Below are 14,485 nucleotides of genomic sequence, written 5' to 3' on the forward strand. Positions count from 1 at the left end.
AATTACATTCATAAAAGCCCGGGCTACTCATTTTGGTCAAGCACTTTTTTCTTTCCACATCTTTTTCACAAACCGGAAACCTGATTTTTCAAACACCGTTACAAGCGCTAACAAGCCGCTGGTTTTAGACTTATGCTTCATATCCGGGATACATTTATCGTCACCAGAATTCATCACCTTTTTCACGGAAACCTCCATCTTTTCATCTCAGCGCCAAGCTAATGAAACTATCAAGCTTCCATCATATATTAGAACGAGTCTGCTGTAAACTCACCCTCAAGGCTCGAAGTCTATATCTACCATAAGTTTGCTTTTCAAACATAAGGAATACTAAGGGCGGCAGCCAAGAAAGGGGCAAATTTATCTGATTAACGCCGGCTGATTCCTCCTACCTCCCAGGCTCTTAAAAGGCAGTTTGGTATTGAATAACAAACATCTTAATGAATTCTATTACCTCATAATTTCCTTCGTCCCGCCCTGTGCATACACAAAATTTCTTGACATCCATATCGCAAAGCTTTTTCTGGATTTTAAAGGAAGTTCAGGATGAAGAAAACAATCCGTAAAACCTACACTTTTGATGATGTGTTGCTTTTGCCTCAACATTCCAAAGTGTTGCCGTCCCAGGTGTCTTTGGAAACAAAGATAACCGCGAATTTGGGGCTGAAAATCCCCATTTTAAGCTCCGCCATGGACACCGTGACGGAAGCTCAGATGGCGATTGCGATGGCTCGTGAAGGCGGTTTGGGCATAATCCACAAAAATATGTCCATCAAAAGACAAGCCGAGGAAGTTCGCCGTGTGAAACGCGCCGAAAGCGGCCTCATCACAAATCCCTACACTTTGGCTCCCACAGACAGCTTGGCAAAGGTTCATCAATTGCGCGAAAAACACCGCGTAGGCGGTTTCCCCGTGATGGAAAACGGTCGCTTGGTGGGTATTCTCACCAGCCGGGATATCCGTTTTGAGACGGATGACACGCGATTGGTGAAAGACCTGATGACCCCCAAAGAGCGGCTCATCACGGCTTCTCAGGATGCCAGCGAGGAAGAGCGCGTCGCTCTGCTTCAAAAACACCGCATCGAAAAACTGCTGATTGTAACCGAGGATTTCGGTTTGGTGGGTATGCTCACCGTGCGGGACATGATGAAACGAATCAGCTATCCAGACGCCGTCCAGGACAGCCAAAACCGTCTTCTCGTTGGAGCCGCTGTGGGGGTGTCCGGCGACTGGCTGGAACGCGCTCAGGAGCTTGTGCGCCAGGATGTTAACCTGATTGTAATCGACACCGCCCACGGCCACCAGGCCAAAATTGGCGAAGCCCTGAACAAGCTCAAAGCCTGCTGTAACGTGGATGTGATGGCTGGAAACGTCGCCACCGCCGAGGCCGTAAAATTCCTCATCGATAACGGCGCTGATGCGGTGAAAGTGGGTATTGGCCCCGGTTCCATCTGTACCACCCGCGTGATTGCGGGAATCGGAGTTCCCCAGCTTTCCGCCGTGATGGACTGCGCCGAACAGGCCTCCAAAGCGGGTATTCCCCTCATCGCGGATGGCGGAATCAAATATTCCGGAGACATCGTGAAAGCCCTGGCGGGAGGAGCGGCTGCCGCGATGATTGGTTCCCTTTTGGCTGGAACGGACGAAAGCCCCGGTGAATTCATCATTTACAACGGTCGCCGCTTCAAAAGCTACCGCGGAATGGGCTCCATCGGCGCCATGCGTCAGGGTAGTAGCGACCGCTATTTCCAGGAAAACGCCGAGGAAAAAAAGCTGGTGGCGGAAGGTATTGAGGGCATGGTTCCCTACAAGGGTCCGCTCACCGATTTCCTGTTCCAACTCACCGGCGGCCTCAGAAGCGGAATGGGCTATTGCGGCGCCAAAGACCTGGCGGAACTGCGCTCAAAAGCCGAATTCATCGAAATCAGCGGAGCCGGGTTGAGGGAATCTCACCCCCACGATGTCAACATCACCAAAGAATCGCCCAACTACCAAGCCACTGACTGACCTTACCCCCAAGCTCACCAGCCTGTTAAACGGTTTTATGTTCCATCTGAAAGTGGAAAAAGGCTTGGCGGAAAACAGCGTGGAAAGCTATCGCCGGGATGTCCGCGATTTCCTGTTTTGGGAAAGCCTGGACCCCGTGAAATATAATGCGGAACACATCAACAAATATCTGATTGAAATCAGCGAAACCGGACTCACCAATAACTCTGTGGCTCGCAAAAGAGTGGCGTTGAAACAGTTTTTCACCTGGATGGGCGAGTACTCTGGACCCATAAACGTGGACTTTGAAAAAGTGATTAAAATCGAGCCTTCCCAACACCTGCCGGACGTTCTGGACGTGGACACCATGCTAAGCTTTTTGGATGGACTCCCCCTGGAAACCAGCCTCGAAAGACGAAACAAAACCATGCTGGAAACGCTGTATGGATGCGGACTGAGGGTATCCGAACTGTTGGGGCTCACCCTTTATGATGTCAATTTCGCCGACCAAAGCCTCCTGGTGAGGGGAAAAGGCTCCAAACAACGCTTCGTACCCTTTGGCGACAGCCTGGAAAAGCTCCTCAAAGATTACATCTCCCAATCCCGACCCGCGCTGATGGGGTTCAAACGTACCGACGTCCTCTTTTTGAACAACCGCGGCGACCAACTGACCCGCATGGGTTTTTGGAAAATCCTGCGTCAGGCGGCATTGGAAGCGGGTTTAAAACAAAAAATCACACCCCACACTTTCCGTCACAGCTTCGCCACCCACCTCCTGGAAGGCGGAGTCAACCTCCGAATCGTACAGGTTCTGTTGGGTCATTCCAGCCTGAACACCACTCAGATTTATACCCACGTTGACATCAGCCATCTGATTGAAACACATAGGATGTATCATCCCAGAGCTTAGATATTGCTTTAATTAACATGGAGAAATAAAATGAAAATTAGGACACTTACTTTCCTATTATTACCCTTCCTCTTCTTTTTTGGAGCTTGCAAAACCAATCGCTCCGAACCGAAATTGAGAAAAGTCCGCGTGGTGCTTGATTGGACGCCAAACACAAACCACGCTGGCGTTTACGCCGCCAAAGAAATGGGCTGGTACAAAGAACTGGGGCTTGATGTGCAAATCATCCAACCCGGAGAAAATACCGCGGAAAAGATTGTGGCGTCCGGTCAGGCTGAATTTGGCTTCAGCTACCAGGAAAGTGTCACCATCGCCCGCTCGGAAAGCCTGCCCATCAAATCCATCGCCGCCGTCATCCAACATAACAGCTCCGGATTTGCCTCGCTGAAAAGCTCTAACATCACGTCCCCCAAGGATTTCATTGGTAAACGCTACGGCAGCTCAAGCTGGCCTTCCGAGCTCGAAGTCCTCAGCCAGGTGATGCGTGGCGCGGGCGCGAATATGGACAGCCTGACGGTGGTTTCCGGGGTTTACGATTTCTTTTCCACCATTGGCCGAGATGCCGATGTGGAGTGGATTTTCTTTGGTTGGGACGGAATCCGCGCCCAGCTCACCGACGTAGAAATCAATTTCATCCCCGCCAAGGACATCGACCCCATCTTCGATTTTTACACCCCGGTGTTAATCACCAGCGACTTTTTGGCAAACTCCGAACCACAACTGATGAAAGACTTTCTGGTCGCCACAACCCGCGGTTACGAGCTCTGTATCAAAGAGCCCAAAAAAGCGGCGGATTTGATGCTGAAAGCCGTTCCAGAACTGGATAAAGAGCTTGTCCATGCCAGCCTGGATTTTCTGGGTAAAGAGTTCCAAGCCGACGCCCAGCGTTGGGGACAACAGGACCCCCAGATTTGGAAACGCTTCGCGGATTGGATGTATGAAAAACGTATCATCCGCCTCGCCGTGAACCCCCTGGAAGCCTTCACAAACGAGTATTTGCCTTGAACCAAACCATCCTCAGCGCCCGCGGTCTTGCCAAAACCTTTTTGCTGAACAAACAGCCCCAACTCATCCTGGAAGGGGTGGATTTCGAAATGGCGGAGCGCGAATTCATCTGCGTGGTGGGAAGCAGCGGCTGTGGAAAAAGTACTTTCCTGGAACTCCTGGCTGGCATCTCCAACCCCGATAAAGGCAACATCTTTTTCCGCGGCGAAGACATCACCGGCAAGAGCGGCCTCTTGGGTTATATGCCCCAGGATGACCTGCTTTTACCCTGGTTGGATGTGCTTGGAAACGCCCTCATTCCGGCCAAAATCCGAAAGAGCGACCTCAAACGCGCCAAAGACCGCGTTTACAGCCTCCTCCCCGTCTTCGGTTTGGAAAAACACATCAACCATCTCCCCTACCAGCTTTCAGGCGGCTTGCGTCAACGGGCTGCCTTCCTGCGCACCTGTATGATGGAAACCCAACTCCTGCTTTTGGATGAACCTTTCGCCAACCTGGACGCCATCACCAGGCTCCAACTTCAAAACTGGCTTAAAGATATCGCCAGCGAGTTAAAGTTAAGCATCATCTTGGTGACCCACGACATCAGTGAGGCAATATGTTTGGGAGATGAAATACGCGTAATGCGTGGACGTCCGGGGAGATTTGAGGGAAGTTTTAACCTGAAAGGGCGCAAGCCTTTCACTCAAGCTCAGGAGGAGGACCTCAAACGCGAGGTCCTCGCCTTGGCTGTTGAATGAATCTTATTCTTGGGAGAGGCTGAACCTGCTGTCCAGAATCTGAATACCAGAGCTCAGTTCCTGACGCAGGTCTTTCACGTGGCGGATGAGGATAAATTCCTTTTTAAGCTGGATGAGCTGAGTTTTCAGGCTGTCCTTAATCTCTTCAAAAGAAAGCTTTTCCCGCCCTTTTTTGTCTGTGACCAACATGATATGCCAGCCGTGGGGGCTTCTAAAAGCCTCGCTCACCTGACCCGGCTCCAAAGCGAAAGCCACATCCTCGATTTCCTTAATCACCCGCCCGCGGAAAAACCAGTTCAGGTCTCCCTTCCGCGCTCCGCTGGGACAGTCCGAAAGGTTGGGACAGATATTGTTAAAATCTTCCGCGTTATGGATTTTAGCCCTGATTTCCCTCGCTTTGGCTTCCGCCTCCGGTTTATCCGCACGGAAAAGAATATGTGAAGCCCTCACGGATTCCGGTGAATAGAAGGATTCCTCCTGGTCTTGATAGAGCGCCAAAAGCTCCTCGTCCGTCACATCCACCGCCAATTCCGTAATCTGATGAACATATTTGCGAATCATAACCCGCTGGCGGACACGGTTTTCCATAACCCGCGTCTGTTGCTCGCTTTGGGGCGCCTCATCCATGTCCTCCAGGGTCAACATCAATTCCTCATCAAATTCTTCCTCAGTGATGTTCACACCCGCTTCCCGGGCTTTATAAAAGAGTAAATAGCGGTCCAAAACCTGGCTGAAAGCATGCGCAAGCGGTTGAAACTCTTCCTGTTGCGGCCAGTTTTCGCTTTCCAAGAGGACCTCATCCTCGTTGATATATAAGTCAAATACTTTGGCTACCTGTTGCATGGTTTACCTCGTTTGAATTGTTTTTTGCCACGCCTCGATTTGGGAGGCGATTTCTGATATAATACATTCAGGCGAGGCTAATGTCAAATCGAACCAATATTTGCGATACCAGGTACACTGACGTTTGGCGTAGTTACGTGTATGTTGCGCAGCCAGTTCCACACAATCCTGCAAGGGCGCGCTTCCCAGGAGGTGGGGAAAATATTCCTTGTAGCCAACGCTGTTCAAACCGGGTGATTCAGGTCCAAAACCGCGCGCGAACAGCGTCTTAATCTCTTCCAGGAGCCCATTTTCCAACATTTGTAAAACCCTGGCGTTGATGCGTTCATACAGGGTCTCCCGTGGCGGATTGATGAGGATACGAAAAGCCGTGTAAGCCTCTTTTCTGCTTTGTTTTTGCCAGTGTTCACTGATGCTGATTCCAGACGCCAAAAACACCTCCAAACCCCTCAAAACCCGCTGCCTGTCATTCACGCTCACTTTGGCGGCAAAACCGGGGTCAGTCCTTGTGAGTTCATCATACAAAACTTCCAAACCCTCGCTCTGTAAACGTTGACTCAAACCTTCCCTCAGCTCCGGCGGAACCTCAATTTCCTCAAACAGCCCCGTGAACAAGGCATTCACATAAAGCCCTGTCCCCCCGCAAATTAACGGAATCTTCCCCCGGCTCCACAGCGCTTCAATCTCCCTCGCGGCGTCAACGCAAAATCTGCCCACATTATAGCTTTCGGAGGGTTCAACAATGTCGATTAAATGATGCGGAACCCGCTTCTGTTCTTCGCTGGAAGCCTTGGCGGTGCCGATATCCATCCCGCGGTAAACCTGTCTCGAATCCGCCGAAATGATTTCGGTTTCCAAAACACTTGCCAATTCCAGCGCCAACCTGGATTTCCCCGACGCCGTTGGCCCTTCGATGGTCACCAGTGGAATCATAGCTGCCGTTTGAACATCTTCTCAAATTCCGCCAGCGTCATTTTGACTATTAAAGGCCGTCCATGCGGACAAAACCACGGTGTTTGACAGGCGAAAAGCTGGTTGATGAGATTCAACATTTCCCGCCGCGTGAGCTTCCGTCCCGCTTTGATGGAGGCTTTACAGGCGATGGATTTTGCCAGGGAATCCCGAAAATCGGTGTTGATTTGGATTTCCTGTTCAAGCTGTTTCAAAATATCGATGAAAACCTTTCCGCCCTGCCAATCGTCCAGCTCGGCGGGTATTTCCTCCACCACCAGCGAAGCCCCACTGAATTGTTTGAGAACAAAGCCCGCTTTTTCCAGATATTCCAGATTTTGCTGAACCAAATGGCGAACCTCTCTGGCGATGATGGGCGGAATATCGATTACCAGCGGGATAATCAGCTTTTGTCTCACGGGTGGGGCGCCGTGGATACGCTGCAAGATTTTTTCATAAACCACGCGTTCATGGGCGGCGTGTTGGTCGATGATAACAAGCCCATCTTCCACCTGCACAAAGATATAGGTGTTGTGAAGCTGCCAGGGATTGATATAATCTTCCTCGCTTTGCAAAAGCAGCCGATATTGGAACGATTCACTCGGCAAACCCTCAATTTCCATCTGCTGAGCCGCGTCCTCATCGGTTCGCGTTCCCAGAAAATCCGGTAAAGAACCGCCCTCATCTGCCGTTTTGGCTTCATCTGACCCACCTTGCGAGCCTGAAAACACCTCATCCTGATAGAGATTGCCAAATTCCTTTTTATACTCCGAAAAACGCGGGATATTGAGCCGGTTTCCATACACCGTCCGCTCCACAAAGCTGGCTTCCTCAACCCGTTTTGCCTGGTCAAATTTTTCCCGCGCCGAGGCGAATTTGGCGTGTTCATAGTTATTCAGCGCGTCCGTGATGCTTTGTAGAACCAGCGCGTGAACCTTCTGCTGTTCCCTGAATCTCACTTCCTGTTTGGCGGGATGGACGTTCACATCAATCTGTTGGGGTGGAACTTCCAGAAAAAGAACGTAAGGCGGCGTGGTCCCCTTTTGCCAAACGCGGGTCTTCAAAATGAAGGGTTCATAGGCGCTTTTGATGGCGTGGCGAACCGTTTTATCCGTGATGAAACGTCCGTTGATAAAGCAATAGCGCGCCTCATCCAGCGATTCCGCCCTTTCCTCCAAACCAAAAATATATCCTTCAAGACTATAGCCCTCATATTCACTTTCCACGCGGATGAGGTCGTCATGAAAAAACCCGGAGCCAAAGACTTCACCCATGCGCTGTTCCCTGTTTTCCGCGGCGATGAAGGAAAGCTTTTGCTCGCCATCCACAATCAGCTTGAAACCGATTCCAGGATGCAGAACTGCCTGATAATGCAGATACTTATAGATGTGTCCCAATTCCGTGCGAGCGGTTCGTAAAAACTTTCGCCGCGCTGGAATATCCTTAAACAGCGCCCTCACCGTGATGTTCGTTCCCCGGTTCGACGAGCTCTGCCCCACCTTGCGGATACTGCCAAAATTCACATCCACCTGGGTGGCGAGTTCGCTGTCGGCGTCACGCGTGATGAGGGTCATGTTGCTCACGCTGGCGATACTGGGCAAAGCCTCTCCCCGAAAGCCCAGAGTGCCGATGTTTGTGATGTCCGTCACCGTCCTGATTTTACTGGTGGCGTGGCGTTCCAGCGCCAAAAGCGCGTCATCCGGGCTCATTCCACGGCCGTTATCGCTCACCTGGATTAAATCCCGTCCCCCGTTTTCAACCGCCACCGTAATCAGCGTGGCGTCGGCGTCGATGGCGTTTTCCACCAGTTCTTTCACCACCGAAGCCGGTCTTTCAATCACCTCACCCGCGGCGATTTTATTGCGAACGTCGTCGGAAAGAATCTTGATTGCGCTCATTTTAATACCTGAAAATCGAACCGTTGGTGAATTCCCGAATGATGGAATTATAGGGAACCAGCGTGTCTGGAATGTCGTTCGAGGTCGCCAAAAGCGCCAACAACCTGCGCGCTTCCGTGTAGGCGGCGGAAGTTATGGGAACCGACAGCAGGATTTTCCAGGCGTGTTTACGCATCACGCCCAGTTCGTAGGTGAGGCTGCTGTTGAACATATAATCCGCGTTTTCCTGATAGGGAAAGATGTTTCGTTCCTCTCCCGCGCGAACGCTGGGCCAGCGCAGAAGCGTCTCCGTCGCCGTGTAACCGCGATATTGATGGTCTCGGATAATCCTGCGTAAAAGCCGGCAATCCGTGGTCGCCACGCGGTTATGATTGTCCACATTGAGCTGATTCAGCGCGCTCACATAGATTTTTACCTTGCGATGAGCGGGAATGGCGGCGGTCAGTTCGTCGTTCAAACCGTGAATTCCTTCCATCACGATAACGTCGTCGTCCTTCAGTTTTATGGCGCTGTTGCTGCTGCGTCTTTGTCCGCGGGTAAAGTCAAAATGGGGTAAAACCACCTCTTCCCCGTTCAAAAGCTGCGTGAGCTGAAGGTTCAGAAATTCCAAATCCAGCGCGTGGATGGATTCAAAATCAAAATCCCCCTCCGCCGTGGGTGGCGTGAGCGTTCTTTCCACAAAATAGTCGTCCAGACCAATCACGATGGGCTTTGCCCTCGATGCCTTCAATTGGACGGACAGCCGTTTGGCGAAGGTTGTTTTTCCCGACGAGGATGGTCCCGCGATTAAAATCAGCTTCACCTCGGGGCGTTTCACGATATCCGCCGCGATTTCCGCAATCTTTTTCTCGTGAAGCGCCTCCTCCACTAGGATAAAATCCGAAATCTCATAATTGTCCGTCAGTTTATTCACGTCGATAACGTTGTGAACTCCCAGGATATTCAGCCATTTATCGTGTTCCTGATGCAGGGCGAACAGTTTTTCGGGAAACACAAACGGCTCTGCCAATTGACAATCCTTTCCGCTGGGAAAGCGAAGTACAAAGCCCGGTTCCTTGAAAACGATGTCAAATTCCTCAATCATGCCCGTGTGGTCGGCAAGCGGTGGTAAATAATAGTCATAATACTTCCCACAGCGATACACAAACACCTCTTTCTCATAGCGATAGGCAAGGTTTTTCACCACGTCCGGGCGTCCCATTTCTTCAAAAATGGAAATCGCTTCGGGGGTTTTAACCGCGATTTTATCGATGGGAATATCCGCCTCCACGATGCGACACATCTCGCTTTTCACCCTCTCACAATCTTCCTGTGTCCAGGGCGCGGCGACGAAAACTTCACAAAACACCCCGTCGCCAATCGAGTGTTCAATCACCAGGTTATGTCCCGGTCCCAAGAGGCTGTAAACCGCCTTGGCGAGGATAAAAATGGCGGAATCGTGGTAAATCCGGCTTCCCTCGCGGTGTTTGAAAGTGATGCAATCCACCAGCGTGTCCCCCTGAGGGATATATTCGTCATTGACATAAGTGGCGTGGTCAATTTTATAGCTCAAAATCCGCCGGGTGGGAATGTCCCTGCCGCGCAAAAGCTCGGCCAATGATTTGGCTTTATCCAGTTGTATCCGGCTGTGTTTGTTGCCGTCCAATCTGAGGTCGATGGTCATTTGTTTTTCCTTGTGTTTTTTGAGCCAAAAAGTCCGAAAAGCAATGGCTAATCGAACTTAGCTTGCAAAGTCCATTATTCTGGAGGGCGACAATCCGTCAAGAATTAGGAGAACCGAAACAATGAAGAAATTAACCAAAAAACAGCGCCTCCAACGTGAGGTGAAATATATAGCCGGAATCGTCTTGGGCGCCATATTTTTTGCCATTGGCTACTCTTGGTTTTTGATGCCATACAACATGGCTCCAGGCGGCGTGGCGGGTATCGCGCAGGTGATAAATATCTATCTGGGAGTCCCCCGCGGTGTGGCGATGATTATGCTCAATATCCCCCTGTTCATCATTGGCTTCATCTTCATCGGCAAAGCCTTTGGCGCCAAAAGCGTGATGGGAATGTTGATTTCATCGTCGTTCACGGATTTGCTCAGCATCCAAAGCCTTTCCCGCCTGGGAATTATGGATGCCACAAAATATTCTTTCGTATTTCAAAACAGACCCATCACCGCCTTCTTGGGCCCGAATGACATCATGCTTTCCGCCATCGCTGGTTCCGTGTTTTTGGGAATCGGGCTGGGGCTCATCTTCCGCTCTCGCGCTTCCACAGGCGGAACCGACATCCCCGTCGGGCTCATCAAACAAAAATCCGGAATCTCCATCGGCAGCGGATATTACATCGTGGAAAGCGGTATCATCCTCCTCGTCGCCACGCTCTTGAAAGACCCCAAAATCCTCATCTGGGGCTATATCAACCTCTTCATCACCTCCCGGGTCACAGACCTCGTTTCCGAAGGAATGCCCTACACCAAGGGCGTCTATATCATCTCCCCCCACGTGGATGAAATCAAGGAAGAAATCTATGAAGAACTCCAACGCGGCGTCACCTTTTTCAAAGCCTCCCGCGGCTATGAAAAAAAGGATACGGAAGTCCTCTTCACCGTCGTCAACCGACGCCAGGTCCCGCTGCTCACGGATATCGTGAAAGACCACGACCCGGACGCCTTCATGATTGTCACCGATGTCTATGACGTGATGGGCTATGGGTTCCGCTCCCGGAAAATCAATTTGGGAGAGTAGAGGGTCACGCGGATGGGGTTACGCTGATTACGCCGATAACGCTGATTTTTTTATAGAAATAGATTAGGGATGCACAGGATTATCCGGATAAAAAAGGGATTTGTTGTAAGGTTGTAGGGTTTTAGCGTTTTGACGTTTTGGCGTTTCGCTGCGCCTATCAGCATCCAAACCCTGTCCTGACGCGTCATTCTGAGCGCCAGCGAAGAATCCAGGCCTTGGCGTTAAAAAAAGTTCTTCCGACCGCCAACTTCGCTAATCAAAAAACCCGCCACCAACCTCGCTTCCAATTCCACCAAACTCCCTTGAATCCAGCGCCACACTATCCCAATACCATCCCGGGAACATCCCTTGCGCCGTTAAGGATGTTCCCAGGTCATGTATGAGGCATTCATGAGCCACGGTAAAGAGCCCCTAATCTATTCAATAATCTGCATAAAAATCCCCACTATTTAGTCACCACCAGCTTTGACGCCACGATTATCTGCCTTTCTTTTTCCAAGCTCACAAGATAGACGCCGTTGGAAAGCAGCTTCCAGGCTTCTGCGGGTAGTTCGAAGCAGTGTTTTTTACCGTCACTGTAAATCTGGGAAGAATATAATTTCTGTCCGCGGATATTATAGATGCTGTAGCTGAGCTTTCCAGGGCTTTCGCTTTTGATAGATATGGTCGGCGCTTTGAAAGCCGGCTGTGGAAAAGCACTGATACTGGAACTGGCTATGGGCGGAACGGGGTCGTCAACCAAAACATTACTGTGGCAGGCTCGCAGGTAGGGATAGCCATCGTTTATGACATGGTCTGTGTCCGGCGCCCAGATTTCCCAGTCCCAATCCACGTATGTGTCGTCGCTGTGCGGAAAGACCATCTGCGCCGTCAAGCGTCCTTCTCCGGCTCCGCTGCTTGTTTGTCCCGACGTTTGAGTGTTCCAATAGCAGCCGGTTACGTTAAAATCAACCCCGCCCATCAAGCCGCCGGTGTAGTGAGCTCCTCCTGTCACGCTTCCAATGCTGTAGCAGTTTTCTACGTGTCCATCTCCATATTCATGAAGCCCACCAAGCCGCCCACGGAATAAAAACCGGTCACGTTTCCAAGGCTGCAGCAGTTTTCCACTGAGCCGCTGTTTACGCCAGCCAAGCCTGCAACTGCCTCATAGCCTGTCACATCGAAGTCCAAGACAGTGAGATTTCGGACACTTCCCTCCAGCACGCCAAAAAGACCCTGTGCGCTGGTATCTGGCCTGTTGATATAAAGTCCGCTGACCTGGTGTCCGTTTCCATCGTAATTGCCCATGAAGACAATATAGATGTTCAAGCCGGCTATGCCAATCGGCTGCCAGCCTCCGCCCTCGCTGTAGGGAGGAACCCCCAAATCAATATCCTCGTTTGGATGAAAAACTTGTCCTGATGGTCTTCTTCAACGTAGTTACGCACATTGTTCAAGTGCTGAGCCGTGGCGACCTGCCAGGGGTCGTCCTGGGTGCCGGTTCCGCCGGCAAATTCGGCAAACATCAGTGTCGAAAGCATCGATAAAACCATCAATGCCAGCCAAAATCGGTTCTTTTGCTCCATATCGAACTCCTTATGTTTTGTTTATTGTGTCTGTTTTTTCATTTGTTCAATGGCTGAGAAAGACCATCATGCCTTTCAGCTCCTGTCAGATCTTTGGGCGCCCAATCATTTTAAAATCACCATCTTTTTGCTTTGGGTCAGGCTGGGAGTGTTCAGCTTGTAGAAATATATGCCGCTGCCGACTGCGCTGCCATTGCTGTCGCGACCGTTCCAACGGTAGCTGTGGCTGCCTTGTGGAAGGCTTACTGTTTTTAAAACCTGACCTTTGGCGTTGAAAATAGTGAGGGTTCCGGTCTCCCCTTCCTTGATGGATACTTCGATGTTTGTGACCTCACCAAGCTTGAACGGATTGGGATAGGCGTTTTTCAAGGTGGTAACATCAGGGAAATCGGGAACTTCTTTGAAAACTGTGACGCTTACCGAACCATTGAGATTTCCGCCAAAATAGTCGACAGTTTCCAGCCAGTAGTAATAGGTTACGCCCATCTCCACGGTGTTGTCGGTAAAGCTGTAACTCTGTGTGGATGAGGTGTTTGTGGCAGGGATAAGTTCATCGGTAAGTGGGTTGGCTGCAGCCGGATCGGGATTGACACTCCGAAACACACGGTAGCCCAGCATCAGATTTTCGTTTTGGCTTTGCCAATTCAGTTCAACATTGTTTGCCGCATCAATCGTGGCGGAAAAGCTGTTCAAATCCACATTAACAAGGTCGGGGGCAAATTCATAAAAAGATCTTAAACATGGGTATCCGCCGTTGAAGGAATGTGATACATCAGGAGCCCAAATTTCCCAGTCCCAGCCAATATAGGTATCTTCGCCATGCGGAAACACCATTTGAGCGGTGAGACGCCCTTCGCCGCCCTCGCTGGTCGTTTGTCCGGATTTTTCGATGTCCCAATAGCTGTCGATGATTTCGCCACCATCAAGATAATTACGTCCAATCAAACCACCTGCGTTTTCAGTGCCTGTGGTTGTTCCAATGCTGTAACAGTTGCTTACGGTAACGCCATTTGAGATCGACCCAAGCAATCCGCCGACCCATTTTACACCAGAGACCTCTCCAGTGTTATAACTGTTACCAAAACTGGCCGTGCCATTTGAAGAGATCGATCCAGCCAATCCGCCTGTAGAAGTTGCTCCCGTAACTTTCCCAGTATTGTAACAGTTGTTTAGCGTGCCTCTTGAATATAAAGATCCAGCCAGACCGCCCGTGGGAGTTGCTCCCGTGACGTTTCCTGTGTTGTAACAATTACTGATACTCGAATCGACCTGTCCAACCAACCCGCCTGTATAGCCTGCTCCCGTGACTTTTCCGGTGTTGTAACAATCACTTAGCGTAACCAGCGAATAATATCGTCCAGCCAGCCCGCCTGTATAGTCTGCTCCTGTGACATCTCCAGTGTTGTAACAGGCCTGCATGGTGCTTTCACGGACTTGTCCCAACAAACCACCTGTATCGCTGTAGGAGGCAGTTACTTTTCCCGTGTTGTAACAGTTTGTGATTGTATCCAAATAGCTGTATCCCACCAAGCCACCCGTTTTACCATAACCAGAACAGTTAACGTTTCCCGTATTATAGCAGTTTGAAATCGTGAGTGATGTGCTGCTTGACACCAAACCTCCTGCATCGCTGGGACAGGAAACATTTCCCTCGTTGTGGCAGTCTTGGATGCTGCCGTTTGAGTTAAACGCCACCAAACCTCCCGCCATTCTATTGCTAAGCACATTTCCGGCGTTCCAACTTGCTATAATGGTTCCATAATTGTTGCTCCCCACCAAGCCGCCGACATAATATTCTCCTGTCACAATTCCCTTGCTGTGGCAATCAACGATGCTGCCTTCGTTCAAACCC

At 50.6% G+C, this 14,485-nt stretch carries 14 protein-coding genes; 5 read left to right on the forward strand and 9 right to left on the reverse strand.

What is annotated here, in order from left to right; genetic code table 11:
• Window positions 1–36 precede the first annotated feature (36 nt).
• Window positions 37–186 (reverse strand): hypothetical protein, encoded by a 150-nt coding sequence (locus GX135_02920; GenBank protein NLN85043.1) that lies wholly within the window; start codon window positions 184–186, stop codon window positions 37–39.
• A gap of 360 nt (window positions 187–546) precedes the next feature.
• On the opposite strand from GX135_02920, the gene guaB reads away from it, so the two are divergent.
• From guaB to GX135_02940, 4 genes are read left to right on the forward strand one after another with little or no spacing between them, the layout of a single operon-like run.
• A complete protein-coding gene (gene guaB, locus GX135_02925; protein ID NLN85044.1) occupies window positions 547–2,007 on the forward strand; it encodes an IMP dehydrogenase in 1,461 nt (486 codons plus the stop codon).
• Window positions 1,961–2,896 (forward strand): tyrosine recombinase, encoded by a 936-nt coding sequence (locus GX135_02930; protein NLN85045.1) that lies wholly within the window; start codon window positions 1,961–1,963, stop codon window positions 2,894–2,896. The genes guaB and GX135_02930 overlap by 47 nt, the downstream gene beginning before the upstream one ends.
• A 30-nt stretch (window positions 2,897–2,926) precedes the next feature.
• On the forward strand, window positions 2,927–3,901 hold the full coding sequence (locus tag GX135_02935) for an ABC transporter substrate-binding protein (protein NLN85046.1): 975 nt from the start codon (window positions 2,927–2,929) through the stop codon (window positions 3,899–3,901).
• Window positions 3,898–4,641, forward strand: a complete 744-nt coding sequence (locus GX135_02940; GenBank protein NLN85047.1) for an ATP-binding cassette domain-containing protein — start codon at window positions 3,898–3,900, stop codon at window positions 4,639–4,641. The genes GX135_02935 and GX135_02940 overlap by 4 nt, the downstream gene beginning before the upstream one ends.
• Window positions 4,642–4,644: 3 nt before the next feature.
• On the opposite strand, the gene GX135_02945 is transcribed toward GX135_02940, so the two are convergent.
• From GX135_02945 to GX135_02960, 4 genes are read right to left on the reverse strand one after another with little or no spacing between them, the layout of a single operon-like run.
• Window positions 4,645–5,484 carry a parvulin peptidyl-prolyl isomerase gene (locus GX135_02945; protein NLN85048.1) on the reverse strand — a complete coding sequence of 280 codons (840 nt, stop codon included), beginning with the start codon at window positions 5,482–5,484 and terminating at the stop codon, window positions 4,645–4,647.
• Between the two features lie 3 nt (window positions 5,485–5,487).
• Complete coding sequence (gene miaA, locus GX135_02950; protein ID NLN85049.1) at window positions 5,488–6,417, reverse strand: tRNA (adenosine(37)-N6)-dimethylallyltransferase MiaA; 930 nt, start codon at window positions 6,415–6,417, stop codon at window positions 5,488–5,490.
• Window positions 6,414–8,333, reverse strand: coding sequence for a DNA mismatch repair endonuclease MutL (gene mutL, locus GX135_02955; protein ID NLN85050.1), 1,920 nt, complete (start codon window positions 8,331–8,333; stop codon window positions 6,414–6,416). The genes miaA and mutL overlap by 4 nt, the downstream gene beginning before the upstream one ends.
• A 1-nt stretch (window position 8,334) precedes the next feature.
• Window positions 8,335–9,996: a nucleoside kinase gene (locus tag GX135_02960; protein ID NLN85051.1), complete on the reverse strand. Its 1,662-nt coding sequence runs from the start codon at window positions 9,994–9,996 to the stop codon at window positions 8,335–8,337.
• A 121-nt stretch (window positions 9,997–10,117) separates the two neighbouring features.
• Here GX135_02960 and GX135_02965 point away from each other — a divergent pair, with 121 nt between their 5' ends.
• On the forward strand, window positions 10,118–11,068 hold the full coding sequence (locus GX135_02965; GenBank protein NLN85052.1) for a YitT family protein: 951 nt from the start codon (window positions 10,118–10,120) through the stop codon (window positions 11,066–11,068).
• 445 nt (window positions 11,069–11,513) lie between these two features.
• Here the strand turns inward: GX135_02965 and GX135_02970 are convergent, their stop codons facing one another.
• The 4 genes from GX135_02970 to GX135_02985 all read right to left on the reverse strand — a co-directional run.
• Window positions 11,514–12,062, reverse strand: coding sequence for a T9SS type A sorting domain-containing protein (locus tag GX135_02970; protein NLN85053.1), 549 nt, complete (start codon window positions 12,060–12,062; stop codon window positions 11,514–11,516).
• A gap of 23 nt (window positions 12,063–12,085) precedes the next feature.
• Window positions 12,086–12,433 (reverse strand): hypothetical protein, encoded by a 348-nt coding sequence (locus GX135_02975; GenBank protein NLN85054.1) that lies wholly within the window; start codon window positions 12,431–12,433, stop codon window positions 12,086–12,088.
• A complete protein-coding gene (locus tag GX135_02980; GenBank protein ID NLN85055.1) occupies window positions 12,382–12,633 on the reverse strand; it encodes a hypothetical protein in 252 nt (83 codons plus the stop codon). Before GX135_02980 ends, GX135_02975 begins: the two co-directional genes overlap by 52 nt.
• 105 nt (window positions 12,634–12,738) lie before the next feature.
• On the reverse strand, window positions 12,739–14,485 hold a 1,747-nt coding region (locus tag GX135_02985; protein ID NLN85056.1), incomplete at its 5' end, for a T9SS type A sorting domain-containing protein.

The organism is Candidatus Cloacimonadota bacterium (assembly GCA_012522635.1).
Taxonomy (GTDB): domain Bacteria; phylum Cloacimonadota; class Cloacimonadia; order Cloacimonadales; family Cloacimonadaceae; genus Syntrophosphaera.

Excerpts from the sequence above, each read along its gene's own strand:
- guaB (NLN85044.1), top strand. The coding sequence starts at position 547 with ATGAAGAAAACAATCCGTAAAACCTACACTTTTGATGATGTGTTGCTT.
- mutL (NLN85050.1), bottom strand. The coding sequence starts at position 8,333 with ATGAGCGCAATCAAGATTCTTTCCGACGACGTTCGCAATAAAATCGCC.
- GX135_02935 (NLN85046.1), top strand. The coding sequence starts at position 2,927 with ATGAAAATTAGGACACTTACTTTCCTATTATTACCCTTCCTCTTCTTT.
- miaA (NLN85049.1), bottom strand. The coding sequence starts at position 6,417 with ATGATTCCACTGGTGACCATCGAAGGGCCAACGGCGTCGGGGAAATCC.
- GX135_02965 (NLN85052.1), top strand. The coding sequence starts at position 10,118 with ATGAAGAAATTAACCAAAAAACAGCGCCTCCAACGTGAGGTGAAATAT.
- GX135_02945 (NLN85048.1), bottom strand. The coding sequence starts at position 5,484 with ATGCAACAGGTAGCCAAAGTATTTGACTTATATATCAACGAGGATGAG.
- GX135_02960 (NLN85051.1), bottom strand. The coding sequence starts at position 9,996 with ATGACCATCGACCTCAGATTGGACGGCAACAAACACAGCCGGATACAA.
- GX135_02930 (NLN85045.1), top strand. The coding sequence starts at position 1,961 with ATGTCAACATCACCAAAGAATCGCCCAACTACCAAGCCACTGACTGAC.
- GX135_02980 (NLN85055.1), bottom strand. The coding sequence starts at position 12,633 with ATGGAGCAAAAGAACCGATTTTGGCTGGCATTGATGGTTTTATCGATG.